26 protein-coding genes and 3 pseudogenes are annotated in these 24,710 nt (G+C 42.5%); 7 read left to right on the forward strand and 22 right to left on the reverse strand.

Annotated elements, in window-relative coordinates; genetic code table 11:
- Nucleotides 1–19: 19 nt before the first annotated feature.
- Entirely contained in the window at nt 20–253 is a 234-nt protein-coding gene (locus tag F0342_RS00855; RefSeq protein WP_148967593.1) for a twin-arginine translocase TatA/TatE family subunit, read from the forward strand.
- A gap of 542 nt (nt 254–795) precedes the next feature.
- Here F0342_RS00855 and F0342_RS00865 read toward each other — a convergent pair.
- The 15 genes and pseudogenes from F0342_RS00865 to F0342_RS00930 form a co-directional block, all read right to left on the reverse strand.
- Nucleotides 796–1,728, reverse strand: a pseudogene (locus F0342_RS00865) (ISL3 family transposase); the annotation flags it as partial.
- A gap of 192 nt (nt 1,729–1,920) precedes the next feature.
- Nucleotides 1,921–2,475: a T6SS immunity protein Tdi1 domain-containing protein gene (locus tag F0342_RS00870; protein WP_149154176.1), complete on the reverse strand. Its 555-nt coding sequence runs from the start codon at nt 2,473–2,475 to the stop codon at nt 1,921–1,923.
- Between the two features lie 14 nt (nt 2,476–2,489).
- Nucleotides 2,490–2,843, reverse strand: a pseudogene (locus F0342_RS00875) (polymorphic toxin type 15 domain-containing protein); the annotation flags it as partial.
- A 160-nt stretch (nt 2,844–3,003) separates the two neighbouring features.
- Nucleotides 3,004–3,609, reverse strand: coding sequence for a hypothetical protein (locus tag F0342_RS00880; protein WP_188048348.1), 606 nt, complete (start codon nt 3,607–3,609; stop codon nt 3,004–3,006).
- A 36-nt stretch (nt 3,610–3,645) separates the two neighbouring features.
- A complete protein-coding gene (locus F0342_RS24590) occupies nt 3,646–3,819 on the reverse strand; it encodes a hypothetical protein (RefSeq protein ID WP_188048349.1) in 174 nt (57 codons plus the stop codon).
- Between the two features lie 107 nt (nt 3,820–3,926).
- Complete coding sequence (locus F0342_RS00885) at nt 3,927–4,310, reverse strand: immunity 22 family protein (RefSeq protein WP_149154179.1); 384 nt, start codon at nt 4,308–4,310, stop codon at nt 3,927–3,929.
- A gap of 4 nt (nt 4,311–4,314) precedes the next feature.
- On the reverse strand, nt 4,315–6,066 hold the full coding sequence (locus F0342_RS00890; protein ID WP_262481586.1) for a ribonuclease YeeF family protein: 1,752 nt from the start codon (nt 6,064–6,066) through the stop codon (nt 4,315–4,317).
- Nucleotides 6,067–6,086: 20 nt separating this feature from the next.
- A complete protein-coding gene (locus F0342_RS00895; RefSeq protein WP_149154181.1) occupies nt 6,087–6,386 on the reverse strand; it encodes a DUF5344 family protein in 300 nt (99 codons plus the stop codon).
- Nucleotides 6,387–6,815, reverse strand: coding sequence for a YwqH-like family protein (locus F0342_RS00900; protein ID WP_149154182.1), 429 nt, complete (start codon nt 6,813–6,815; stop codon nt 6,387–6,389).
- Between the two features lie 298 nt (nt 6,816–7,113).
- Complete coding sequence (gene pbfA / locus F0342_RS00905) at nt 7,114–8,466, reverse strand: (R)-1-hydroxy-2-aminoethylphosphonate ammonia-lyase (protein WP_149154183.1); 1,353 nt, start codon at nt 8,464–8,466, stop codon at nt 7,114–7,116.
- The gene (phnX, locus tag F0342_RS00910) at nt 8,441–9,271 is read right to left on the reverse strand and encodes a phosphonoacetaldehyde hydrolase (RefSeq protein WP_149154184.1); all 831 of its coding nucleotides are present in this window, start codon (nt 9,269–9,271) and stop codon (nt 8,441–8,443) included. The genes pbfA and phnX overlap by 26 nt, the downstream gene beginning before the upstream one ends.
- The gene (gene phnW / locus F0342_RS00915) at nt 9,268–10,362 is read right to left on the reverse strand and encodes a 2-aminoethylphosphonate--pyruvate transaminase (protein WP_149154185.1); all 1,095 of its coding nucleotides are present in this window, start codon (nt 10,360–10,362) and stop codon (nt 9,268–9,270) included. The genes phnX and phnW overlap by 4 nt, the downstream gene beginning before the upstream one ends.
- Nucleotides 10,363–10,380: 18 nt before the next feature.
- Nucleotides 10,381–11,361 (reverse strand): extracellular solute-binding protein, encoded by a 981-nt coding sequence (locus tag F0342_RS00920; RefSeq protein ID WP_262481587.1) that lies wholly within the window; start codon nt 11,359–11,361, stop codon nt 10,381–10,383.
- 83 nt (nt 11,362–11,444) lie between these two features.
- The gene (locus tag F0342_RS00925; RefSeq protein WP_149154187.1) at nt 11,445–13,067 is read right to left on the reverse strand and encodes an ABC transporter permease subunit; all 1,623 of its coding nucleotides are present in this window, start codon (nt 13,065–13,067) and stop codon (nt 11,445–11,447) included.
- Nucleotides 13,060–13,812 carry an ABC transporter ATP-binding protein gene (locus tag F0342_RS00930; RefSeq protein ID WP_149154188.1) on the reverse strand — a complete coding sequence of 251 codons (753 nt, stop codon included), beginning with the start codon at nt 13,810–13,812 and terminating at the stop codon, nt 13,060–13,062. The genes F0342_RS00925 and F0342_RS00930 overlap by 8 nt, the downstream gene beginning before the upstream one ends.
- A 220-nt stretch (nt 13,813–14,032) precedes the next feature.
- Between F0342_RS00930 and F0342_RS00935 the strand changes: the two genes are divergently transcribed.
- The 3 genes from F0342_RS00935 (at nt 14,033) to F0342_RS00945 (ending at nt 16,929) form a co-directional block, all read left to right on the forward strand.
- Nucleotides 14,033–14,794 (forward strand): DeoR/GlpR family DNA-binding transcription regulator, encoded by a 762-nt coding sequence (locus F0342_RS00935; RefSeq protein ID WP_149154584.1) that lies wholly within the window; start codon nt 14,033–14,035, stop codon nt 14,792–14,794.
- Nucleotides 14,795–14,943: 149 nt separating this feature from the next.
- Nucleotides 14,944–15,441, forward strand: a complete 498-nt coding sequence (locus tag F0342_RS00940) for a DinB family protein (protein WP_149154189.1) — start codon at nt 14,944–14,946, stop codon at nt 15,439–15,441.
- 171 nt (nt 15,442–15,612) lie between these two features.
- Nucleotides 15,613–16,929: an MFS transporter gene (locus F0342_RS00945; protein WP_149154190.1), complete on the forward strand. Its 1,317-nt coding sequence runs from the start codon at nt 15,613–15,615 to the stop codon at nt 16,927–16,929.
- A gap of 73 nt (nt 16,930–17,002) precedes the next feature.
- Here the strand turns inward: F0342_RS00945 and F0342_RS00950 are convergent, their stop codons facing one another.
- The 5 genes from F0342_RS00950 to F0342_RS00970 form a co-directional block, all read right to left on the reverse strand.
- The gene (locus F0342_RS00950; RefSeq protein WP_149154191.1) at nt 17,003–17,893 is read right to left on the reverse strand and encodes an EamA family transporter; all 891 of its coding nucleotides are present in this window, start codon (nt 17,891–17,893) and stop codon (nt 17,003–17,005) included.
- Nucleotides 17,894–17,974: 81 nt separating this feature from the next.
- Nucleotides 17,975–18,679, reverse strand: a complete 705-nt coding sequence (locus F0342_RS00955) for an AraC family transcriptional regulator (protein WP_149154192.1) — start codon at nt 18,677–18,679, stop codon at nt 17,975–17,977.
- 488 nt (nt 18,680–19,167) lie between these two features.
- Entirely contained in the window at nt 19,168–19,779 is a 612-nt protein-coding gene (locus F0342_RS00960; protein ID WP_149154193.1) for an FMN-binding negative transcriptional regulator, read from the reverse strand.
- 22 nt (nt 19,780–19,801) lie between these two features.
- Nucleotides 19,802–20,320 (reverse strand): spermidine/spermine N(1)-acetyltransferase, encoded by a 519-nt coding sequence (paiA, locus tag F0342_RS00965; protein WP_149154194.1) that lies wholly within the window; start codon nt 20,318–20,320, stop codon nt 19,802–19,804.
- Between the two features lie 15 nt (nt 20,321–20,335).
- A complete protein-coding gene (locus tag F0342_RS00970) occupies nt 20,336–20,788 on the reverse strand; it encodes a MarR family winged helix-turn-helix transcriptional regulator (RefSeq protein ID WP_149154195.1) in 453 nt (150 codons plus the stop codon).
- A gap of 147 nt (nt 20,789–20,935) precedes the next feature.
- Here F0342_RS00970 and F0342_RS00975 point away from each other — a divergent pair, with 147 nt between their 5' ends.
- Nucleotides 20,936–21,769, forward strand: a complete 834-nt coding sequence (locus tag F0342_RS00975) for a YitT family protein (RefSeq protein ID WP_149154196.1) — start codon at nt 20,936–20,938, stop codon at nt 21,767–21,769.
- A 207-nt stretch (nt 21,770–21,976) separates the two neighbouring features.
- On the opposite strand, the gene F0342_RS00980 is transcribed toward F0342_RS00975, so the two are convergent.
- Nucleotides 21,977–22,396 (reverse strand): universal stress protein, encoded by a 420-nt coding sequence (locus F0342_RS00980; RefSeq protein WP_149154197.1) that lies wholly within the window; start codon nt 22,394–22,396, stop codon nt 21,977–21,979.
- 11 nt (nt 22,397–22,407) lie between these two features.
- Complete coding sequence (locus F0342_RS00985) at nt 22,408–23,856, reverse strand: SulP family inorganic anion transporter (RefSeq protein ID WP_149154198.1); 1,449 nt, start codon at nt 23,854–23,856, stop codon at nt 22,408–22,410.
- Nucleotides 23,857–24,052: 196 nt separating this feature from the next.
- Here F0342_RS00985 and F0342_RS25795 point away from each other — a divergent pair.
- Together F0342_RS25795 and F0342_RS00990 are read left to right on the forward strand one after the other, a co-directional pair.
- Nucleotides 24,053–24,136, forward strand: a pseudogene (locus tag F0342_RS25795) (SRPBCC family protein); the annotation flags it as partial.
- 92 nt (nt 24,137–24,228) lie between these two features.
- Nucleotides 24,229–24,609 carry a VOC family protein gene (locus tag F0342_RS00990; protein WP_149154199.1) on the forward strand — a complete coding sequence of 127 codons (381 nt, stop codon included), beginning with the start codon at nt 24,229–24,231 and terminating at the stop codon, nt 24,607–24,609.
- The last annotated feature ends 101 nt before the right edge of the window (nt 24,610–24,710 follow it).

Consider the following 24,710-nt stretch of genomic DNA (forward strand, 5'->3'; position numbering starts at 1 on the left):
CCAACAGGAGGCGGAAATTATGCTAACGAATATCGGAATCCCAGGATTAATTCTCGTACTAGTCATTGCGTTGATCATCTTTGGACCTTCCAAACTACCAGAAATCGGACGTGCTTTCGGAAGTACATTAAAAGAATTCAAAAGTGCTACCAGTGACCTTATGAACGGGAACGATCAAGAGAAGAGTACCTCTGCAGACGAAGGGCAACGACTGAAAGCCGTGGAAAAAGACAAACAACAGACAGGCAGCTGACATTCTTCACAAAAAAGCGTCCAGAGTTTCTTACTCTGGACGTTTTTGATGACAGGAATACATTTCTCTATCTTTGACCGTTCTCCTCTTTCTCTTTCAAATAGTTTTTATATACCTCTCTTGCCTTATCCGTTTTCGGCTTTTCATTGATTATTCTTTTATGTATGTCACTTAACAGATAAAGTCCCCTGAACAAACAACCTGCAAGGATACCGAAAGCAAGGATGCCGCCTACCTAGGGTCCAGATATAAATAAGACCAAACCTAGTATACTTGCTAAAAAAATTGATAGTATCAAGTACAAACGAATAAATCCCCTTTTTATCTATTGATTTATTTCTCTTTGATCGTAAAGAGTAAAACTTCAGCTCTACAACACTGACACGCCTGTGGATGGTTTTGAAGATTCCCCAGAATGAAAAAATAAGCACGAGAACTGTTGCCGTGCTTTTACTTCCTTAATGCCTCAAATGTTTTTAGTTAAGTATTGTAAACTTTTTTCTATTCATCTAAATACTACTTTAAGTTTTATTTATTTCTTCCCCATTCACTTTCGCTTTGTCAAACCACTGACAAAACCTCTCTTTGAGTTCATATGCCTGTTTCAATTCATGGGACATCTCGAGATACCTTTGAAGATACCACTGATCGCTCTCATTTAATTTATCTGACCTCTTATAAAACACATGTCGCATCTTCTTACATTTCTTCCGATCATAGTCATGCCAACTAGATTGTATCCTTCTTCTCACACCATCAAGTGCCCAATAAATATAGCGGACAAAGTGGAAGCAGTCGGCCACAATGACGGGCTTATCAAGAGCTTGTTGTACAGCTACCTTAAACGATTGGCTCATATCCATTACGACCACCTCCACTTGAGAACCATTTCTTCTTAGGTAGTGTTTAATGGTGTTTTTATAACGATTTGGAAGGATATCGATCGGTTCTCTGGTAATCCCATTCGCGATAAGGAGCTGGTATTTCCCTTCTTTTGTATCCCCTTTGTACTCATCTATGGCAATGACCTTAGGCAGTTCTTTAGCTTCTTCGTTGACCGTAACTTCTGCCAATTGATCAAAGCGCCTTACCACAGTGGAAGCCGAAGTCCCATACACTTCTGCCGTTTCTTTAAAGGTCTTCCCCTTAATACTTCGGATCTTTAAAGCCTGATTAAACTCTACTGATAACCGTTGGTATCGTTCCACAAAGGAGTTTTTTTCTGCAAATCTTTTTCCACAGGAGCAAGCATAGCGTCTCTTTCTGTAGAAAAGAAGCGTATGTCTTTCAAACACCTTTAGATGTTTAATCTTTTGTATCCGGTAATCATGAACTTTCATTGTGCTGGTCGCACATTCTGGACATTTGTGTGACTTAAGAGGAAGCTCTATATGTAAACAAAGTCGCTCATCCACTTCTTCCATCTTCGTGATGTTTACTTCTTCAAAACCAGGCAACATTATGATAGAATTCATTATGCACGTATCTCCAATCTTTACTTGTTTCTCGACAATTCAAGTATAAAAGACTGGGCGATTACGTGCATTTTTTGTGTCTTCTAATTGTGTAAGAACCCCAACAAATATTATAGAACCTAAAAAAAAGCACTTGATGCCAATAATGACAATCAAGTGCTTTTAGTTAAGTCTGTAACATTCTCTTGAAGATTACTGAACTGGTCCCATAAATTCAGTAATAATAAGAATGTGTTCCTTCATTTTTACTTTCTTTAGGTTCTCGACTTTCTCTGCTCCACCTAAACCTAGTAAAGGGGTATAGCCAAAGCATTCACCATACTCTGGTTCTTTATATTTTTCTATTGCTTCTGGATAAGGAAGCCAATCTAATGCCTTCTGTCTAAACGCCTCTTCCTCTAAAAATCTAAGAAATAGGGAATATTTTGAAGCTAGCACTTTTGTTTTACCTTTTCGGTAGTTAATCATTACAAGATAAGACTCTTGGTTTTCATCCTTTTCAAACAGTATAACATCACCCATGGATGTACTGAAAATAGGTATTGTTCCTTCGCTTCTTAAATAAGAATCATTTACTAAAGTGCTAAACTCATCAGGGTTAATTATTTTTAAATAACCATTCATAAATGTACCATACCCATATGTTTTCCATGCTTCGATCAACTCTTTTGGGAGTATATCTTTATATTTATGAATTGTATATTCCTCTACTTCACTTACCTTCTTAAAATCATTAAATAAGCTCAAATTACAAACCTCCTCTAATGTATAAGCTTAACATTTAAATACGTATTTTTACGCTGCTCAGGTGTCATTAATTGAGCTAGTTCTTCTATTTGTTCATCGACAATATCAATTCTATATTTCCACTGTGATCCAATTGATGAGTTTATTCTTTTATCTCCCATGCCGCCAATATTTAGCGGGTTACCGCCTGCTATTTGGTCTGGATTGTGAAGTGCTGCTTGCGTTTCCAACCAACTATTTGCTTGTAACTCAGATTCTTCCCAAGACATACCACTTTCAAATAATTCTTCTATTTTTTTATTTAAAGCTTTCTCCCGAGCTGCTTGTTGTGCAGCATTACCTTCTATTGCACGCCCTTGTTCAATATAGCACGGGGACGGTTCTGATGCTTCCCCAGAGTATAAAAATAAGCACGAGAACTGTTTCCGTGCTTTTTCTTCCTTTAATGCCTCAAGTGTTTTTAGTTAAGTATTGTAAACTTTTTTCTATTCATCTAAATACTACTTTAAGTTTTATTTATAAAGATTTTTAAATTAAGAATACACTAATGTCTTCATCGGTAAGATTATTTCCCTCCCCATGTTCTATCAGTAGATCTTTAACTTCTTTATTAAATATATAAATCAGAAATAGTTTCTTAAAAGCAAAGAAGAGTGCTCTTTTCTTACTGATAGGTGAAGTAGAGCTGATGGTCTTCCCATCTTCACCTCTATACTTAACTATAAATTTATCATCTTCTGCATCTATTATTATTCTGTTAGTTTTTAAGATGGTGTCATTTAAAGAAAACAGAGTTGGGGGGATCCCTATTAGATATATGGCTTCATGAAACTTTCTTTCATTAAATTCCGGACCACCAATATCAAATTCCTCATGTTCCATCATAAACGGACGGATTCTTTTAGTAAAATAGAAGGCAGTCAGCCTATTCATTAAAAAGTACACTGCTGCTTCCTTTTCTGATTTGAACTGTTTTATCACTTTTTCATTAGGGACTTCTTGTCTCTCAACCAACAGTGAGCCAAATTCCCACTCTTCCCTTACTTTTTTTAGATAGTGATAGTTTTCATAAGGGGGATTTATTTCAACTAACTTGTCAGGTTCTATTGTTATCTGCTTTCCTGCCTTATTCATGATTTTTGCTACAATGCTAATGTTCATCTCGTCACCTCAATGACTAATTTCACGAATATAGCCGAGTAGTGCTGCCAGGCCAAAGCTGTTTAACCAATTTTCCTTTGAATAGACATCATCAGGGTTCAGAGCAACGTTAAAGAGGTCCATGCCACCCATCGTCAGGTAGTTGATAAAGTCATTACTGAAGTCATGAGCTATTACTTTCATACAAGCATTAACTATGTTGTCCGAAACAAAAATTTTTCACAAAAAACAAAGCACCAGTTGCCTATTAGACATTCAAGTGCTTTACTCTAAACTGTATAATAGCAAGTTTAATCTATATACTCTGCTGTACCTATAAAATCTAGTTTGTATGCATTTTTGTTTATTGAATTTACAGCTCTACCATCTGTATCATAATTATAGTTAAAAATTAAAATAATGGTATTATATTTCGAATTTAACTTAACATCCATAAACTGCTTTATTAATTGATCATCATATGAAAAATCCACTAGAAGCTCTTTTATATCATCTTCAGCATCCTGTATCCAATCTTTTTCGATTAAGTCTCTGTCATAATACCCTAATTTAAAATCTCTCTCAAAATCAGAAGGAATACTATCACCATCTTCATCATATTTTATTTCAGTGTATTTCTCTAGCTCATCAAAATTGCTGAAGTTTCCCAACCATAAAGAAACATCGTTTTTCATTTTTTTACCTCCTTAGACCTTCTGGTAAATCCATAACTCCATTTTTCATTCTATTACTAGCCCATTCATTTAACCTCTTAACAAAGCTTTCATAATCGGGAGCAGTATCAATAATTTTTAAAATTTCATTATGAGCTTTTGTAGAACCCCGCCTACCATGACGTCCGGGAGGGTTTACAAATTCGACATCTTTAGTTAAGGACCTCATTTCTTTTATATCGTCCATACTAACACCCCATTGTTTAAATTTGGGTGTTCTTGCCACAAGGTGCCACTCATGATAACCCCCTGGACGCCTAATCCTATCTTCTATCTTACTTCTCAAATGAGGTACACTCCACATTTCGTCAAATTCATCAACTGATAAGCTATCAAACCACATATTAAATTCATTATTTCTAATTGAAGGAATTTCTACATCTTTACCCGTACCCTTAGTACCAACCCTATCACCGGTACCTATTTGTCTCTCCTTAACCGTCCTCTCCACAGAAAACCTACTCCACCCAGGCTCTCCACCAACCAACATCCCATTATCTGCAACCATCATAGGCCGGTAATAAAGATCATCAATCCCTAACCGGATTTGATCCCATCTATGAGTCAACGAAACTTTCGGAACGGTCTTAGGTGCAGGAGTTGATATATTCATGCCACCTTTGACTTTTAACCCAGGTTTCGCCCCACCGACAAGAAGTGCTGCCAGGCCAAAGCTGTTCAACCAGTGTTCTTTTGAGTAGGTATCTTCTGGATTAACTGCTCCGTTGAATAGATCCATTCCACCCATCGTCAGGTAGTTGATAAAGTCAGAGCCGGAGTCGGTTGCTACTTCAGCGCGTTCATTCAGGCCACTCGCGAAGCCCTTGCCTAAATCAAGGCCGCCAGCCGTAATATAGTTTCCAAACTCATAAACGGAGTCAAATTTGGTTTCATTTCTTTTCTCCATCCCGGCCCAGAGATCCTGTCCAATTTCTCTAAAACTGTTAAGGGATTCGGTGATGGGGTTTTCATTGACATCTTCTTTCGGGATCGGTTTGGGCTCTCTTGCCTGTAATTGTGATTCCTTGAATGTTAAATAAGAGTCGGTCTGTGCTGTGATGTCGTCCGTCAGCTGATAGGCATCACTGGAGTAATAGGCTGCCGCGTTGAAATAGAGCGGTGATATGCGATTCCCTTGCCTGGACGATTCCATCAATTCCCTCATCAGCCCTGAGAGTATCTGTTCGCTGACCTCTAAATGTTGATATTCCCTTTTTAATTCTTCATCAAATTGATTAACGGAGTCAAGTGTATCCTCCCGCTGCCTCCTTGCCTCTTGCATATGGGTATCGAATCGATCCCGCGAAAAGACATTCAGCGGATGGATGTCGCTTATACGATTGAGGATTCTTTGGAGTTCCTGTTGCTGTGCAGCGATCATTTCACCTGAACGTCTTTCGCTTTGATGAAGATCTTCCTCCAGAAATGGGAGTTCCACCGTTTCCCCGCTAAGGTTGCGCCCTTCTGCGTCACCTTGAATGCCATTGAAGAAAGCAATGTTACTTTCAGCAAGTTGAATCCAAATCTCAACGACATCGATTTGAGCGCCGTAGAAGCCTTTCATGGCATCGGCACCCTTTCCCTGGAATTCATCGTCAAGTTCCACAATGGCTTGAAAAGAGCTTTTAAGTGTAAGAAGTTGGTCTCTTAATGCCTCATATTCATGTCGACGTGATGACATTGCGTCGAGTAAAGTGAGGGCTTCATATACTTTCAATGGTCGCGTCTGCCTTTCTATCAGGATCTTGTTATGGCTTCATCCTGTTGTTTTAAAGCTTCTACATTTACTTTGGTATCTTCAATATTCTTTTCCACTGTGGCGATATATTCCTTCAATAACAATTGAATGTTCTGTTCACGCTGAATCCATGCATCTGTATAATTCAGCTTGTTCCTTCCCAACTGCTCCTGTGCGGGCGGCTTAAGCTGAAGCCGTTCCAGGGAGTTGTTCGCTTCATTCAGTTTCGCCATGACCGCAGTATGGTTGAGCTTTATTTGTTGCGCTGATCCACCGCCAGATCCCGGGATCACATTCATTTAAAATAACCTCCCTCTCAAATCACTGATTTTATGGGAAACCTGATCATAAAAATCTTCACCCTTAGACAGTAAATATTCTGCGTCATTGGCCAGATTGCCGTAGAAGCTAATAACCCCTTGTTGCGCTTCCAAATAATGAATCTTTGATTCTATGGAACTGACGTATTCGTCATAGTTTTCATGTCCTATTTGCCTCATCGCTTGAAACGCAGAATCTCGTTCCTCATGATAATCATCGGACCTCGGACCCATCCAATTTTTATGTAATTCCGGCTGCTGGATTTGCTTCATTTCATTTAGAAGTTGACTTTGCTCATTCAGAATGGCGCTTTTTGCTTCCCTCAACCGAGAAATCCTTTCCTGAATATCGCTCGATCGGGAAAGAATCACACTTTGAATGTAACTCAAGTCATTATAGAGTCCCATACCGGCATCTCCCTTACAGATTATTCCACTAAAGATATAGTACCACCCTTTTTTCCATCATTCTATTTAGAAGTGAGATCATTACAAAAAAAGGAAAATATTCACCGTTCTTTTTTACCACATTTGGCAATGAACGAAACCTCTTTACCTAACAAACGTGACTTTATGACTAATCCTTGACGAAGAGTGAGCTTCCTGTCTCACTTTTCAAGTGCAAGGGGAGGGATCTGATGCTTCCTCTTTATGAAAAAAAAAGCAAGAGAACCGTCATGCGTGTTCTACTTGCTTCCCCAATTTTTCATACTAATTTTTCCAGCGACTCATCAATCAAACCAACTGCAAATCCCAACTCCTCCTCCGTCACAACAAGCGGAGGATGCCACGTCATACAATTCCCACCCGAAATCTTAAACGACAATCCTCTTTCCAGGCAGTAATACAAGACGCGCTCGGCTAAATCATCGTGTTTTTCCTTCGTTCCCCGGTCCTTCACCAGTTCAATCGAGATCATGAGTCCTGCAATCCGTACGTCCCCGATGCATTCATGACGCTCAGCAAGCCTGTTCAGCTCGTCACGCACAAACGCAGAAAGTGCCTGGCACCGCTCCCCGAGCTTATGATCGTCGATATAGTCGATCGTGGCTAAGATGGCCGCGCTTCCGAGTGCCGGTTTTTCATGTGTATAATGCCCAAGGGAGATATCTCCGGCACAATCGTACTCCGTTTTGGCAAGGACCGCAGCCTGCGGGATGATTCCTCCTCCCAGGCCTTTCCCTAAAACAAGAAGGTCCGGTTCGACGCCAAACTGCTGATGGACGTAAAAGTTTCCGCTACGGTATAGGGCGGTCGGGATTTCATCAAAGATTAAGAGGATGCCATGTTGATCACAGATCCTCCGCAGTCCTTTGAAATAGCTGCGCGGTGGGATATGCGTATCGGTTGCCCGGATCGGCTCGAGTAAGATCGCGCCGATGTCCCCTTCGTTTTCAATCATGTATTCCAGATACCTGAGGCAAAAGGACGCAATCTCTTCAGGAGATTCACTGTTTATGAGATTGCGGTAGCCATTATACGGAATCCCTTTCAGTACTCCTGGCATGAGTGGGCCCATGTCCTTCTTGAACACATATTCCCCGCCTACTGAAATCGTATCAAGTCCTGCTCCATGGAACGATTCCCACATAGAGATGACCTTGTGGCGACCTGTCGCCTTGCGGGCGATTTTAAGAGCGAGTCCAACAGCTGCACTTCCTGATGGCGTAAACAGGACCCGGTAATCTTTTGACGTCGTCTTGTTCACGAGTGCCTGGGCTGCTCGAATCGTGATGTCGGCTGTGAACCGCCTTGGGATAAACGGCAGCTCCTCGAGTTGCCTTTTGACCGCCTCCACGACATACGGGTTTTTGTAACCGATCTGATGAAGGCTGTTTCCATGGAAGTCCAGATACTTCTTTCCATTCACATCCGTGATATAGCAACCTTCCGCATCTGCCACCGCCTCGAGGCAAGGAGTCGACATTGATTGCTTTAAAAATGACCGTTCATCCTCCTGAAGGAGTGCGGTACTTTGCCCGGATAATCGCTCATTCCACTGTGAACGCAAGGAACTCTTGTTTATATCTCCCTCACGCTTCAATTCGTTCTTGCACATACGGCCTCTTTCCTTGTGCGATCTTCTCGTCGATTCTCTCAATCAGCTCCGGCAGTTCCTTCATCGTTCGGATCGTAAAGTCAGCACCGTTCGTATAAAAAACCTGCTCCACTTTGGCTCGGATCTGGTCCTTCTCCGTCTCTGAAAGACTATCAAGCTCCTCTTGAGTCAGCCCCATTTCCGAACTCCCTTCGATCACACCCACGGTCCAGACTCCCGCATTGACACCTTCTTTCATATCAGATACCGTGTCCCCGACTTTTACAACCTTCCACTGGGCCGTCAGCTGCAGAGCCTCCATGTTCCGGAAGATCATATATGGGAACGGCCGGCCGAACGAGTTTGTGTCGTCCGCCGTGATATAGAAATCCGGTCGATACCCTTTCTTCTCTGCATGTGGCACGACGATTTTCATCATGGAACCTGTATAGCCCGTTGTGGAGCCAATCTTCAGCCCCATTTCTCGGAGGTTTTCCACTGTGTCAATGACATGTGGAATCGGATCCGTGTAGTTTGCCAGGTTCGTTAATAGAGTCGTTTCGAAGGTTGAATGAAGAGCTTCTACATCCTCTTCCCCAAACGGTTGGCCATGCTCATCTTCCCACAGACGGGAAATTCTCGGCATGGACAGCATCTCCCTGATATGATCGATCTTCAGCATTCCCATCGGTGCACGCGCTTCCTCCATGGTCACCTCGATACCCGCCTGCTTGAAGATATCCATAACCACCTTTACCGGGGCAAAACATCCATAGTCTACAGTCGTTCCTGCCCAGTCAAAAATGACAGCTTCTATTCTATTCATTCCGTCTCATCTCCCATATATTCTGCGATAACATCGCAAAGATTTTGAATATCGTCTTCATAGATTTCACCAATATTGCCGATTCTAAAGGTATTCACTTCCGTCAGTTTCCCGGGATAAATCACATAGCCTCTTTCTTTTACATAGCTGTAGAAGTCTTCGAAATCAAAGGCGTCCGACGGATACACAAATGATGTGATGATCGGTGACTGAAGCTCGTCTGTAATATAGGATTCAAAGCCGATCTGATTTAACTTTTCTCTTAAACTCCTATTATTCGTTTGGTACCGTTCAAACCTGACGGAAATGCCGCCTTCCTCCAGCAGTTCATCGATCGCTTGTGAGAAGGCTGCAACGACGTGGGTCGGTGACGTGAATCTCCATTTTCCGTCCTCATCCATCCCCCTCCACTGATCATATAAATCGAGTGACAGACTTTTGCTGTTTCCCGCACAAGTCATCAGCTTATCGCGTCTCGCAATGATGAAGCCGAAGCCGGGTACGCCCTGGATGCATTTATTGGCAGAGCTGATTAAGTAGTCAATCTCAAGCTCCGGTAAGTTGATCGGGATTCCACCGAAGCTGCTCATGGCATCAATGATGAGGGTTTTCCCATATTCCCTCGATACAGATGAGATCATCTCTAATGGATTTAAGATTCCAGTCGTTGTTTCACAATGCACAATCACGATATGGGTAATCTCTGAGTCTAACTCTAGTAATCTCCGAATCTCTTTTTCTTTCGGGACTTCATCATACTCCACACTGTACTTGCTGAATGTCATTCCGATGGCCTCAGCCATTTTGACAATCCGCTCCCCGTACGCACCATTGGTGATCAAGAGTGGCTTATCCTGCTCGGAGATGGCGCTCATCATGACGGACTCCACCGCAAATGTGCCGCTTCCCTGCATCAGGACAATCGTGTAGTCTTCGTTCGAACATCCGCCCAAATCAAGGAGCTGAGCTCGTATTTTTTGAGTGATAACCTTATAGTCTTGATCCCACGTACAGCGGTCAACGAGCATCTTCTCTTTGACCGTGCTTGAAGTCGTTAAGGGACCTGGTGTTAATAGCTTATACGTATTCATACCATACCTCTCCTTTCCTTATTTAGCAGATTTAAAGAAATCCTGATGTTTTTTCAACAAATCGACGGTCAATGGCTCTGAGAATGTCTTCGAATGGGCCGGTTTATTGCTCTCAGATACAGTTTCACCTTCATAGAGCGCTACAGGATAGGACTCTATTAACTCTTCTCGGCCGTCTTCAATGATGACCTTCGCCATTTCCTGTGCAAGCTCTGTTGTCGCTTCGTCCTTTTTCACGACCGCTACCGATTCAGTTAACGAGAAGTTCCCTTCTTTCGGGTCGACAAAGTCGATGGGCTCTCCATTTTCCTTAGCGGCGACTGCCTGGTGACGGAGTCCGAATCCAACGGCGACCTCGCCTGCCTGTACCTTCTTGATGGGACCGGAGCCTGAGCTTTCAAGATGCGGTCCGACATTCGCAATCAATTGTTTTAGAATCTCTTTTCCTTCTTCTTCACCATATTCGCTAATGATCGATTGGACGAGGAGCCAACCTGTGGAAGAATCCATAATGTTTGGAATTGATACGAGATCTTTGTATTCCGGTTTTACCAAGCCCTTGATGGACGTAGGCATCTCTAAGCCTTTTTGCTTCAGGATTTCCGTGTTGACAAAAATGGATCCTGTATTCGATAGAATCGGAGTATAGTAGGCTGGAGCAGAGTCCAATGCCTTCGGTTCGAACGTTAAATCAGCAAACATGTCATACTTTTTCTGAGCACTTTCAATATAGTAGGAACTCATCGTAATCAAATCTGCATCCGTTTTCTCTCCCTCTACTAAAAGCTTTCCACCCAATTCAGATGTTCCGAGGGATTGAAGGACATATTTCCCTTCATAGCCTGCGTCTTTCAATGCGGTTTCCATCGCTTCTACCGCTTCATCATCCCCGTTCGTTGCGATCACCACTTTTTCTTCTTCTCCTGATGCTGAACTTCCGCATGCTGCCAGTGTTGCAACACATAGAACCACCATTAAGTGTAGGAACCTTTTTTTCATTTTATTTATCATGTTCTTCTCTCCCTCTTGAATTGATTTTTTATATTCAAGGTTTGCGTCCGCTATTATGGGCCGCCACCTTTTTAAAACGTTTGAAGTGATGCCCTCTTTTGCCAGTATCCAAGCAGCAGTTTGACGATCAGATTGGTCCCGAAAATCAGCAGGGACAGGACAAAGATCTCGTTAAACTTCGCAAAGTGCTGAAGCTGCTGGATTTTACTCGAGACCAAAGACGTTTCGGCCGTAATCAGAAAGATGATTCCGCTGATGGTGACCATCGAGTTGATGAAATAGTAGCTCGCCATTTCAAGAATGGTCGTGGCTGAGTTCGGAATGATGACCCGGCGCACGGTTTTGAACCAGCTGTCCCCGAGGAGCTCCCCCGTCGTTTCCCAGCCTGGATTCATCTTCGACAGAGAATGCTTCGCCATCAAATAAGGGGTGGTGAAAAAGTGAATCAAATTACAGAAGATCAATATGGCAAAGGTGCCTTTAAAGCTCGTCCCATTGAATAGAAGCAGATAAGACAGTCCCAGCACCATCCCAGGAACCGTATTCGTCACCATCGCAATCCCGTCCATGACGGATTTCCCTTTCACGGCTGTCCTTCCATTGATCAGGGCCGCTCCATAGGCAACAATGGTTCCGAGTATCGCGGTCAGTACCGAAACGTAAAGAGAATTCTTATAGACCCCCGTTAAATCATTAGAGCTGAACGTGTCGATGATATGCTCCCAGGTAAATGTATTGTTGAACGGGTACTGCTTCAGGAACGGAGCAATGAACATAATTGCAAACGTCGCGACCATCCCAGTCAGGATGAGAAAAGCCAGTGATCCAAGGACCGTGTCCCTCCATCGGTTTCGCATCAGCTCGGTATCCGTCACCTTGTCATAGTGAAAATTCAATTTCTCCAAATAGCGAAGGAGCAAGATCCCAAGGACAGCCGGCAGCAGCATCAGTACGGCGATGACGGCCCCTTGATTGAAGTCCGGGATCGCTCCGAGCATCACCTGATACAACAGGGTCGCGACCACCGTATACGTTCCGCCGATGGAAGCGGGAATCCCGAAGTCTGTAAAGCTCAGAATGAACGAAAGGACAAAGGCCCCTCCGAGCGTTCCCCACAGCGGACGGATAATCGTATTCATAAAGCTTCGAAGCGTGTTGTCCCCCATCAGCTTCGAGACGATGATGAATTTCTTGTCAATGTACTGAAACGAATTATGAATGACCAGAAACGCCGGCGGCAATGTGTAGATTACATAACCGATGAGCAGCCCGTTAAAGCCATACATATCAAAGAGCGGTGAGCCAAACAGCTTCGAAAACAGCCCTTGATTTCCGAATGAGTACATAATGGCAAACCCGTATGTAATGGTCGGAAGCAGCATGGGCAGGAGTATGCCCGTTTTCAGCACTCCCTTGAAGGCTGGATGAATTCTCGTCGCATTGATCGAGTAGGCCATCATAAACGCCAGGACCGTTGTGATCAATGCGGTTACAGCCGATACTTTAAAGCTGTTCCCGATCGCGGTAAAAATGTCCTCATTCGATAAGGCATCGAGATATGTCGAGAACGTGAAACCCTGACCACTTTCCAGGGACTTCATCAGTAAGACCATGAGAGGCAGGACCAAAAAGATCAGAAACAGTCCTACTGCCGCGTAAAAGATGATCCTCATTTCCGGTTTCACTTTAATCATGGCTATCACCAAACAGGGCATAAATATTGTTTCGCTTAATTTGTAATTGTTTTAAAATGAACTCCCGGACGAACTCATCCTCTGGCTGTTGGATAATTTCCTTAGGTGTCCCATACTGGGCGACCTTTCCTTCATTAATAATGAGAATTTTATCGGAAAGCGTCAGTGCTTCCTCGGGATCATGGGTTACGATGATCGTCGTGAGCCCCAATTCTTTCGCGATCGACTTAATCCGGTCCTTGATGGACTCCTTGATCACGCCATCCAGTGCACTGAGCGGTTCATCGAGTAACAGCACTTTCGGCCTGGTCACCAATGTCCGTGCAAGAGCGACTCTTTGCTTCTGACCGCCTGACAACTCGCCGATGCGTTTTTCTAAATGGGGCTCAAGCTCCAGAAAGTCTATGTATTCCTGCAGTTCTGCCTCTGAGATTTTCGTTTTCTGATTTTTAAGGCCATACACGATATTTTGATAGGCGTTCAAATTTGGAAATAACGCATAATCCTGAAAAACGATGTTGAATCCACGCTTTTTCATGGAAACATGTGAAACGTCCTGATTGTTGAACAAGATTCGTCCATCATCCATGTTTGTCAGTCCAAGGATGATGTTGAGCAACGTTGTTTTCCCGCTTCCGCTCGGACCCAGAAGCGAAACGATTTCCCCTTGGTTAATGTCAATCGTGATATCCTCTAACACGACTTTTTTATCGAATTGTTTGCGAACTCCATGTAATGTAAGCAAACTCGTCACCTCCTTAATCACACCCTCAGTATAAAAACTTCGTGTAAATAGACGGCACGCTTTATGTAAACGTTATGTAAAAATCGCACATATCTTACGTAACTTTTAATTAACTTTTGCATATATTAACAGAGATGTTTTCATATTTTTACATAATCAACATTGAAAGATTCCACCAGTACGCTTACACTACAAGTAACAATTCAGAATGGGTGAGGTTATGTTTCCACTGGAAAGACGTCAAAGAATCATTGACTTATTAAAAGAAAAGAAGGTACTAAAGCACGCAGAACTTACGGAAGAGTTAGGCATATCCATTGATACACTTAGGAGAGACTTAAACATCCTTTCTGAAAATAGAGAGATCGAGAAGATTTATGGAGGGATCAAATTAGTCGAAGCTGACACAGGGGAATCCGCGATGGCTGATCGAATGGTCAGCCACCTGGAAGAAAAGGAAAGCATCGCCCGCCTATGCAATGAACAGATTCGAGAGGGAGATTGCATATACATCGACAGCGGCTCCACGACCTATCAATTGGCAAAAGCCATCAAGAACAGAAAAAACCTGACCGTCGTGACCAATTCACTGCCTGTCATCACGGAGCTCATCAACAGTGAAGTCGAACTCATCATTATCGGCGGAAAAATCAGAAGACATGAAAGCTCCGTCGTCGCTTATGATTATATTTTTAATTTCGATGAGTTAAACATTCTGAAAGCCTTTATTTGCGCGAGTGGAATCACGACCGAGCGAGGCATATCGGATTATAACCTTGAAGAAGCCGTCACAAGGAAAAAAATCATCGAGCTCTCGAAAGAAGTCTATGTGGCAGCGGACCACACCAAATTCGGCAAAGAAGTCACCGTCCGGATCGCCCCACTTGAAAAGATCGATTATATTGTCACGGATCAGCACGTTAGTCCTCATTGGATTGAGGAGTTTATCAGTTGTAATACGAAACTGCTCGTTTCAGAGTAATCTAGTTTTCAGTGTGAAAACCGCGACTGGCTCAGCCGTCGCGGTTTGTTTGGGTTATTCAATTGTCGAAAAACTTCAGTCCATAAAAGAGGCGTCATGATCATTCAACATGCTACAATGATGTTGATTACATTAAGGGAGGAATTGCCATGTTCACAACAGTAAATGATTTCTTACAAGAATGGAAACAAGAAGCCGCCGTAACCCAAAAGGTGCTGGATGCCCTGACGGATGAGTCATTGAAGCAAGAAGTTGCACCTGATCTGTACAGCATTGGAAGTGTCGCCTGGCACGTCACGGGAGCCACTTATTACTTCCCTGCTCAGCTCGGCATCACCTTTGAGGTTCCGGATCTTCGGAAAGTAGCACCAACATCAGCCTCAGAAATCAGCGAAACGTATAAAATCGTAAGTGCGCGTCTTTCAGAAGCCGTTTCTGAACAGGTTTCGGATGAAAAGATGAACGAAATGGTGAATCTATTCGGGATGGACATGTCGGTGCAAGCCGTATTCCGCTTGCTTATTCAGCACCAGGCTCATCACCGTGGACAGTTGACGGTTCTTATGAGACAGGCTGGTTTGAAGGTACCTGGAGTTTATGGTCCGAGTAAGGAAGAATCGGAAGCGATGAATGCTCAGAAGAGTTAATGAGAGTGATAAACGGCCGGCGAAAGCCGGTTGTTTTGTTCTCCCTAACATACCTGCAATGGTATATACTAAGAGTAGACTCCTATAATTTCTTTAGGAGAATAAGAGATTGATAAACGAATCAACTATCAATTTGAATAACCTCTCACTAATGAATAGGATGGATAACAGATGAAGAAGAATTCTGGTTTTACAAATAATGAAGAAGCCATTACAAGATGTAGGGACTCTTTCGAACATCAACAGGTTCTATATAAACGAACGTTGATGATCATCATGATCGCTCAAATTTTTGGAGGCGCAGGGCTTGCTGCAGGTATAACGGTAGGGGCGCTTCTCGCTCAGGATATGCTGGGGACGGACAGCTTCTCAGGCATGCCGGTTGCCCTGTTCACTCTGGGTTCAGCCGGGGCTGCCCTCTTTGTTGGACGGCTGTCCCAGCGGTATGGAAGACGAATTGGTCTTTCTGCCGGTTTCTTGATCGGAGGGATCGGTGCAATGGGGACCGTCGCTGCGGCTGTATCCAATTCGATTATCCTTCTTTTCTTCTCCCTCCTGATCTATGGAGCGGGTACTGCCACTAACTTGCAGACGCGCTATGCAGGCACAGACTTGGCAAAACCTTCACAAAGAGCCACTGCTGTCAGTTTTGCCATGGTTTCGACCACATTCGGTGCCGTCGCCGGTCCTAACTTGGTTGATGTGATGGGCATTTTCGCCGAATCAATCGGTATTCCACCTCTTGGCGGACCATTCATTCTGGCATTTGCTGCATACACCCTTGCCGGGATTGTCATCTTTATCTTTATGCGCCCAGACCCATATATGGTGGCGAGAGCTCTTTCGACACCACTGAAAACAAAGGATGGCGGCTTTGCCACTGAAGTGATCACTTCGTCCGAAAGAAACAAACGGGGCATTTTCCTAGGGGCGACAGTCATGATCTTGACTCAAATCGTCATGGTCGCCGTCATGACCATGACTCCTGTCCACATGGGCCATCATGGACATGGGCTATCGGCCATCGGTCTAATTATCGGCATTCACATCGGTGCGATGTACCTTCCTTCACTGGTTACCGGGGTCCTTGTTGATAAAGTCGGGCGGATGCCCATGGTTCTTGCATCTGCCCTTACGCTTCTTGCTTCCGGAATCCTGGCAGCGATGGCACCAACCGATTCAATCCTGATTCTTGCCATTGCACTCGCACTTCTTGGACTTGGCTGGAACTTCGGATTGATCAGCGGCACAGCCATTCTTGTCGACTCGACAGATCCTGCTACCCGGGCAAAAACCCAAGGAACGGTGGACGTATTCGTAGCCTTATCCGGTGCTGCCGGCGGTGTTCTATCAGGAGTCATCGTTGCTTTCTCAAGTTATCCCACCCTTTCGATAGGTGGGGGAATTATTTCACTTGTCCTTATTCCAGCAATGATTTGGTTTCTTGTAGTTTCCAAACAAACTGGCAAAAACAAAGGAGTTTCATAATTATAGAAACTCTGTAAGGAAATGTTCAAACATCCCCTTAAATAAAAGGCCTGACCCCTGATACACTACCACTTTAGCGTACCGGGGGTCTGGCCCCTTTTTTACTCTCTTCCGACTTCAGAATCAACATCCCAATCCCTATTAACAATAAACCAATCCCTATCCACGAAGTGAGAGCTAAGTGTTCACCGATCAAGAATACGCCCAACAATGCAGCCGTCAGGGGTTCTCCTAATGAAAGGGTAACGGCCGTGGAAGACGGAAGGTGAATAAGACCTATTGCAAACAGAAAATAAGCAAATCCAGTTGCGACGATTCCAAGATGGAGGCTTACGGCGAAACCATTCCCCTCCGTGATCCACGAAATGTCATAGAGGAATAACAATGGTGATAAGATGATAGCACTGATGGAAAATACGACTGCCACGATCACGATGGGAGAATGTCTCCCAACTAATTTCCCACTGACAAAGGTGTAACTTGCAAAGGATAATCCTGCCCCCAAAGCCATCACGATTCCATATGGATCTACATTCATGGACTCTTTATTGACAAAAATCATTAAGCATCCAATCACAGATAGGACCGTAGAGTACCACCATACCCTCCCTGGACTTTTTTTCAAAAAAAACCATTCAATCATACCCGATAAAATAGGCGCACTGCCAATCGCGATCACGGTTCCAATGGCCACTCCCGTCATGGTGACGGCTGAGAAAAAGAGAGGTTGATAACAGGCCATGCAAAGGGCAGCCAGGAACGTTTCCTTGATGGGCCAATGTCTAAGGTTCAACTTCCCCAGTAACAGAACGATCATGAATAAAGGAATACCACCCAGAGCTAAACGCACAGCCCCAATCACGACCGGGTGCGCAGCCTCTGGAGCGAGTGCCTGAGCGGTTCCGGTGGTACCCCATAATATGGCGGCAAGTAAAACCAAAAAGGGAGCCAACTTTTCTTGCATACGATTCACCCCAATAAAAAGAACTTACCCTCATTGTAGAAGAAAGCGTATCGTTTCTCTTTACCGGGTTTAAGCGACCTTTTATCCATTTTTAATCATTCTGTACGTCTGGGGAGTGGTTCCTTCCCACTTCACAAACCATCTGGTAAAGGATGATGAGTTTTCAAAGCCTATTTCTTCGCTTATAGCCGACATACTCCAGGAGGTCGTCATTAACAATTGCTTCGCTTCCTGCAGCCGTAATTCCGTAATATACATCTTGGGGCTTTTACCTGTTTTCCGCTTAAACCATGCGGAATAATAAACAGGATGATAATGTTCGATAGCAGCTAAAGTATCCAAGCTCAAGGACTCCTTATAATGATGATGAATATACTCAATTGAAGCAAAAGGATTTGTTTTTAATTTATGTGTCACATATCGGGTTAAATCCTTTAGAGCATCCGAAGATCCTCTCTTATTCTTGGACTCTTCTAACAGTAAAAAACGAATCGAAGCCCACGATTCATCCAACCGGACATACATACTTTCCGTATCACCCGGTAAAAAATGCTCAGGAATATCCAGGGTGAGGAATTCATTCCGATCAGTAGAACGAAAATCATGACTATACAGAGGCGGAAGATAAAAGCAATATTCTGAAGTGAGGTTGAATTCCTGCATGTTCGTCTTGATGTCTAAGGAACCCTGCAATGGAAACAAAAATTGACCAAAATCATGTTGATGAGATTGAATGTCTCTAGAATACGATCGTTTATCACAAATCACCTGATTACTTCTATCCACCCTAACCCTCCCTTTCTTCTATCCACCTCTTCTATAATGTATGAGAGATGTCATTTTATATATAATCATAAATAATCGTTCTGTCTACTGGCAAGATGAATCGGTACACTCAACCAACTCTGCTTTACCTCTGAATGAAGGTAGAATTCAACTATCTCCTTCCATTCATTCCTTTACTACTGATTCATTGATTTGCCAGCGTACCTGGGGTCTGGTCCCTTCTTCCTAAACCATTACATCTCAAAGCCCGATTTCCTTAAAATGAATAAGGACGTAACCAAGATAACAGGAACCGAAATGAATAAGTATAAAATACCTCTAGGCATCATCATGTTAAAAAAGTAGAAAAATAAAGTTACCCAAACGCCCGTGATCATCAGACCAAATATTTTTTTCATAGATGTATAGAAGCCCCCTATCAATCTTCTAGGAAATTTTTTACATTCTTAAATCTACTATACGCAGGTTTATGCACTAACCGAAAACCATCACTTCTTAAGATTTTCCTTCATTAATGAGGCAATCCGTTGCTCATCTGTATTGGGAATTTGTTGAAGATGATTGATAACCCGCTCTTGTCGTTGTAATGAATGATTTTGACTTAACTTCGCTTTTCCTTCGATATGATTGATTTTGATTTTGAACCCTTGCACTCCCTTGCTCATACCAGCGAGAAACTTAGCATCTACATCCTGTAGTCGGTATGAACCGTCTGGAGCTTCATATTTCGATACCATCTCATGTAAGGAACCGATCAGCTCATTTTCGTCCTTTATAAGCTCGACTTCTCCATACACATGAACGGACACGTAGTTCCATGTTGGGACTGCTTGATTCGTCTCGTACCAGGATGGGGAGACATAACAATGAGGACCATGGAAAACAGCCAAAACGGTTTGATTTTCAATCTCTTTCCACTGAGGATTCGGACGGGCAAAGTGGCCATATAAGTGCGTATTCTCCTTGCTTAATAGCAGCGGTAAATGTGTGGCAACCGGCCTTCCATTGTGTTGAGAAAAAAGAGTCGCAAAACTGTGTTCGTTTATGATTCCGTAAGTCACCGATTCATCTGTTACCTTAAAGTCATTTGGAATATACATAATGATCCACCTTTCAGAAATGTTATAGGAGTGTTTTGGTCATAATCAAATCCGTTTGCTCTTCATCCCCCATATAAAAAGAGTGGGATCCCGTTTGAACAAACCCCATTTTCTTATAAAAGGCAATGGCGTTTTCATTCTTTTCCCATACGCCAAGCCAGATTTTCTTTAGGTGATGTTCCCGGGCCATATCAATCGCTTTATGCAGAAGATATTTGCCAAGACCATGTTTTTGAAAAGTGTTCTTTATATAAATCCTCTCGATTTCGAGTGATTCATCCCCCATTTCTTCAGACTGTGCCTCATCGGTATTCACTTTTAAATAACCGGCGACTTCATGATGAACGTACACAAAAAAGAAGTGTGAGGAATGAGTGGAAATTTCCTTTTCAACTTGTTTTAAGTTAAAAGCCTTATCCAAATAGCTCTCAATATTTTCCGGTGTATTCTGATGCTTAAAGGTCTCATTAAATGTGTCATAACTAATTTCTTGAAGGATGCGTGCATCTTCAAGGGTACATTTCTTCAACGTGATCGTCATAAGCGGCTCCTCTCATCAATACTGTCTCTTATTTCCCTTTTTGACATATTCCCAGTCTTTTTCGACATTTGCCCTTACTCTTTGAAGAAGGTGGAAAATCGTTTCCACTTCACTATCGGAAAACCCCTCTAATGCCATGAGATCGGAATGATCATTTTCCCTTTTTACCAAAGGATAGACCGTCTTCCCTTTCTCTGTTGGAAAGAGTTTTTTAATTTTTTTGTTCTGATCGTCTTCTTTCTTTTCAATAAAACCATTGATTTGTAATTTTTTTATCGCACGAGCTGCTGTTGTCCGGTCTACTTTTATCATCTCAGCTACCTTTTCTTGAATGATCCCCGGGTTTTCACATATGCGCACAAAGTACAAATACTGCCCTTTTGTCAGGTCATATTCCTTAAATTCTATATTACTGATCGAATCAAGCGCCCTTGCAATCATTCCAATTTCACGAAGAATTCCTTTCATAATGAACTCCTTATTTTTAGTAAATAATATAGTTAAAATCTACCTTATTTTTGTTGCATTTGCAACAAAAATAAAAAAAACAGTGCTTCCTCATGCAGTTGCCCTGTGCTATAGTATCCTAGTATTCAAATAGAACGGAGTGATGAAATGAATACGACTGTGAAAGAAATTACGTTAATTATTATAGGGTCCCTTTTCTTTGCCCTTGGGGTTAACTTATTTGCAATCCCGAACGAGCTTGGGGAAGGCGGCGTTACGGGTATTTCCATGACCCTTTATTATGTATTTGGATGGTCACCTGGTATCTCTAACTTCGTGATGAACGGAATCCTCTTAGCAATCGGTTATAAAGTGCTAAATAAACGAGTGACATGGTATACCATGCTTGCGATCTTCTTTAGCTCCCTCTTTATCCATTTGACAGAAGGCATGGGCCATTCTGTCGACATCATGCTTGGGACGGTCTTTGCCGGTGTTTTCATCGGTCTCGGGCTGGGGATTGTGTTGCGTTCAGGGGGGACCACTGGCGGATCAACCATCATTGCCCGCATGCTTAACCAGCATTTTGGCTGGGCTGTCAGTACCTCGATGTTCGTGTTCGATATTATTGTCGTTCTTGGTTCATCGTTTGTCATCGGGGTAGAGAATACGATGTACACAGGAATATCCATCTATATCAGTACGAAGATCCTGGATTACTTGATTGATGGTTTTGATACAAGAAAGGCTGTCACGATCATTTCCGAGCACACCGCCGCCATCGCAGAAAAAGTGAGTGACGAAATGGACCGGGGGGTTACCGTCATTAATGCAAAAGGTCACTATTCGAAAGAGTCAAAGGATATCTTGTATGTGGTGATCAATAAGCAGGAACTGTTCCTCTTAAAGAAGATGATCCAGCAAATTGATGAGAAAGCCTTTGTCGTTGTTCATGACGTGAGAGATGTGTTTGGGGAAGGATTTACGTTTCCGAAGACGTAAGAAATTGTGTCTGGCCCGTGGCGGTTGCCGCGGGTCAGTTTTACTTTGCCCAACTCAGCCAGGGACTTTTACTCCTACACTCAAATTTTATATAAAATGAACCAACTTTTTAGAAGCCAGTGGGACAGGTCCGTCCACCGGCTCCCAGGCACATGGGAACTGCCCCTGTGGAATCTGTCCCACCCAAAGCGGTGCAGCCTCTTTTGCTTATTTCACGATTAAAACAGGGCAATTTGCACGTTTTGCTACCTTATGACTGACACTTCCCAACACAAACTCTTGAAGGCCATTTAACCCTCTGCTGCCAATAATTGCGATATCAAATTGGTTCTTATTAATATAATCAACAATGATCGGACCAGGTTCTCCATGCAAAATTGTCAGCTTATATGTTACTCCAGCTTCTTTTGCGATTTTCTCAACCGTTTTCAAACGCTCTACTCGGGAATCTCCCAATTCATTTGAATTCCAATTTTTCAATACATCTGATTTTGCTCTGTCATGATCAACGACATATACAACATCTACTGCAGAACCTTGACTGCATTTGGCTATGTGGATTGCATTTTCAGCAGCACGTTTTGAATGCTCGGAACCATCCGAAGCCAACAGGATTTTTTTATACATACTTTCCCCCCTTAATGTGAGCCTAGTTTATTCGCAAGCTTATTAACTAATTCTGTACTATCTTCGTTTAACCCTTTTACATTAACGGTTATTTTATTTTCTTCAAACTTGTACACAATTTTGTCAATGGCGGCTACTGCGGAGTCATCCCAAATGTGAGCCCTGGCGAGATCTAATTCAACACGATCTATCACTTCTGCATAATCGAATTTGGTCAATAAATCTGTAACGGATGCAAAGAAAAGTTCTCCATTAATTCGGTATACCCTTTTCGTTCCTTTTAATTCACTCTCAACACGGATTTGAGATATTTTAGAAACAAAGAAGATTGCGCTTAACAGAATTCCTGTGAAGACCCCGATAGCTAGATTATGGGTCAGGATAACAGTTAATACGGTGATAACCATCACAGCAGCATCACTTCGTGGGACTAAATGAAGGGTTCTTAATGAGTTCCAATCAAATGTGCTAATGGAAACCATGATCATGACACCCGCTAAAGCTGCCATCGGAATTTGGACCACAATTTCCCCAAGTACCACGATTAAAAACATCAAAAATACACCAGCAACGAAAGAGGATAATCTACCTCTTCCACCAGACTTCACATTGATGACCGATTGACCAATCATCGCACACCCTGCCATTCCTCCAAAAAAACCTGTAACGATATTCGCAATTCCTTGTCCTGTACTTTCTTGGTTTTTATTACTGGTTGTGGCCGTCATATCATCAACGATTGTAGCTGTTAATAATGATTCAAGTAATCCGACTACAGCTAAAGCCAAGGAATAAGGAATTATAATCATCAATGTTTCTAAAGATAAGGGAATGTTAGGGACGAAGAAGTCTGGTAATGATTGAGTGATTTCCCCCATATCCCCTACCCGACGAACCCCGACATTCATATAGATGGCTAAAGCAGTTATAGCCACTATCGCCACCAAAGTAGAAGGAACAGCCCTTGTTAAATACGGAAAGATGTAAATGATGACAAGCGTCAATCCTACCAACAAATAAATAATCCATCCTTCACCTTCAAAATGTTGTAACTGAGAGGTGAAGATCAATATGGCTAATGCATTTACGAAACCAACCATGACAGACCTAGGGATGAATTTCATATATCTGGCTAATTTAAATAGACCAAAAAGGATTTGAATAATACCTGTTAAGATTGTTGCAGCCAATAAATATTGAATTCCATGCTCTGCAATCAAATCAATGAATAACAAAGCCATGGCTCCCGTTGCAGCCGAGATCATACCTGGCCTTCCACCTACAAATGCGATTGTTATGGCCATTGTGAACGAAGCATACAGTCCAACCATTGGATCCACGCCAGCGATAATAGAAAAGGCAATCGCTTCCGGAATTAAAGCCAGTGCAACCACTAATCCCGATAAAATATCGCCTTTTATATTACCGAACCATGATTCTCTATACGTTACGTTTTCCATCGATATCTCTCCTTTCTCATAATGTGTCCTATGAGAACATAAATAAAAGGCAGTTCTGAAGGATGGATTGTTTTCCCTCTATTCTTTACCTTTCATATTTAGTAGGAAAATATTTAAACGTGGTCTATAATAATGAGGCTGGGAAAAAATTCTTTATGAAAACCATAGAGTGAAAAAAATCCAAACTAATGTGAAACTGACCGTTATGGACATGGGAATGATGCAAGGAATCACCGAAACTTGGGACCGCCTAGAAGAAATTCTTCAGCAGTTGAAATAAGAATATCACGGGCACGGAGACAAACCTGACCAATAGTAATGGTTAGAGCATGGAGTTCGGTAATTACTTATTACAAGGGAGTGGAAGAATCAATGATTAGTAAAGTCGGTCAAATTATGTTGTATGTAAATAACCAAGATGAGGCATTAAACTTCTGGACAGAAAAAGTGGGGTTTAGCCTAATTTCCGATGAAGATAACGGTCAAGGAATGAGATGGATTGAAATGGCTCCAACAAAGGACACAGAAACAAGCATCATTCTGCATAATAAGGAATTCGTTGCTAAAATGTCACCTGGATTAAATCTTGGTACACCATCCTTAATGTTTTTCTCGGATAACTTTGATGAATTATATACCGATTTATCCAATAAAAATATCAAAGTCGGTGAAATTGTAAATATGCCTTCTGGTAGGGTATTTAACTTTGCCGATAATGAAGAAAATTACTTTGCAGTCATGGAAAAAAGTTAACCAGATTGAACAAACGGAGCTTTTCAGAAATTGAGCTGCCCCCAAATGTTAGACACATCTAACATTTGGGGTGCAGTGTTTTAAATTGGATACCATTTCTT

This window comes from Bacillus sp. CH30_1T (genome assembly GCF_008364765.1).
Taxonomy (GTDB): domain Bacteria; phylum Bacillota; class Bacilli; order Bacillales; family Bacillaceae_B; genus Rossellomorea.

Excerpts from the sequence above, each read along its gene's own strand:
- paiA (WP_149154194.1), bottom strand. The coding sequence starts at position 20,320 with ATGACGATCACGTTGAAGAAATGTACCCTTGAAGATGCACGCATCCTT.
- F0342_RS00855 (WP_148967593.1), top strand. The coding sequence starts at position 20 with ATGCTAACGAATATCGGAATCCCAGGATTAATTCTCGTACTAGTCATT.
- F0342_RS00950 (WP_149154191.1), bottom strand. The coding sequence starts at position 17,893 with ATGCAAGAAAAGTTGGCTCCCTTTTTGGTTTTACTTGCCGCCATATTA.
- F0342_RS00880 (WP_188048348.1), bottom strand. The coding sequence starts at position 3,609 with ATGAATAAGGCAGGAAAGCAGATAACAATAGAACCTGACAAGTTAGTT.
- F0342_RS00895 (WP_149154181.1), bottom strand. The coding sequence starts at position 6,386 with ATGAATGTGATCCCGGGATCTGGCGGTGGATCAGCGCAACAAATAAAG.
- F0342_RS00885 (WP_149154179.1), bottom strand. The coding sequence starts at position 4,310 with ATGAAAAACGATGTTTCTTTATGGTTGGGAAACTTCAGCAATTTTGAT.
- F0342_RS00970 (WP_149154195.1), bottom strand. The coding sequence starts at position 20,788 with ATGAAAGGAATTCTTCGTGAAATTGGAATGATTGCAAGGGCGCTTGAT.
- phnX (WP_149154184.1), bottom strand. The coding sequence starts at position 9,271 with ATGAATAGAATAGAAGCTGTCATTTTTGACTGGGCAGGAACGACTGTA.
- F0342_RS00975 (WP_149154196.1), top strand. The coding sequence starts at position 20,936 with ATGAATACGACTGTGAAAGAAATTACGTTAATTATTATAGGGTCCCTT.
- F0342_RS00900 (WP_149154182.1), bottom strand. The coding sequence starts at position 6,815 with ATGGGACTCTATAATGACTTGAGTTACATTCAAAGTGTGATTCTTTCC.
- F0342_RS00990 (WP_149154199.1), top strand. The coding sequence starts at position 24,229 with ATGATTAGTAAAGTCGGTCAAATTATGTTGTATGTAAATAACCAAGAT.
- pbfA (WP_149154183.1), bottom strand. The coding sequence starts at position 8,466 with ATGTGCAAGAACGAATTGAAGCGTGAGGGAGATATAAACAAGAGTTCC.
- phnW (WP_149154185.1), bottom strand. The coding sequence starts at position 10,362 with ATGAATACGTATAAGCTATTAACACCAGGTCCCTTAACGACTTCAAGC.
- F0342_RS00920 (WP_262481587.1), bottom strand. The coding sequence starts at position 11,361 with ATGAAAAAAAGGTTCCTACACTTAATGGTGGTTCTATGTGTTGCAACA.
- F0342_RS00935 (WP_149154584.1), top strand. The coding sequence starts at position 14,033 with ATGTTTCCACTGGAAAGACGTCAAAGAATCATTGACTTATTAAAAGAA.
- F0342_RS24590 (WP_188048349.1), bottom strand. The coding sequence starts at position 3,819 with ATGAAAGTAATAGCTCATGACTTCAGTAATGACTTTATCAACTACCTG.
- F0342_RS00925 (WP_149154187.1), bottom strand. The coding sequence starts at position 13,067 with ATGATTAAAGTGAAACCGGAAATGAGGATCATCTTTTACGCGGCAGTA.
- F0342_RS00985 (WP_149154198.1), bottom strand. The coding sequence starts at position 23,856 with ATGGAAAACGTAACGTATAGAGAATCATGGTTCGGTAATATAAAAGGC.
- F0342_RS00945 (WP_149154190.1), top strand. The coding sequence starts at position 15,613 with ATGAAGAAGAATTCTGGTTTTACAAATAATGAAGAAGCCATTACAAGA.
- F0342_RS00960 (WP_149154193.1), bottom strand. The coding sequence starts at position 19,779 with ATGTATATTCCAAATGACTTTAAGGTAACAGATGAATCGGTGACTTAC.
- F0342_RS00940 (WP_149154189.1), top strand. The coding sequence starts at position 14,944 with ATGTTCACAACAGTAAATGATTTCTTACAAGAATGGAAACAAGAAGCC.
- F0342_RS00980 (WP_149154197.1), bottom strand. The coding sequence starts at position 22,396 with ATGTATAAAAAAATCCTGTTGGCTTCGGATGGTTCCGAGCATTCAAAA.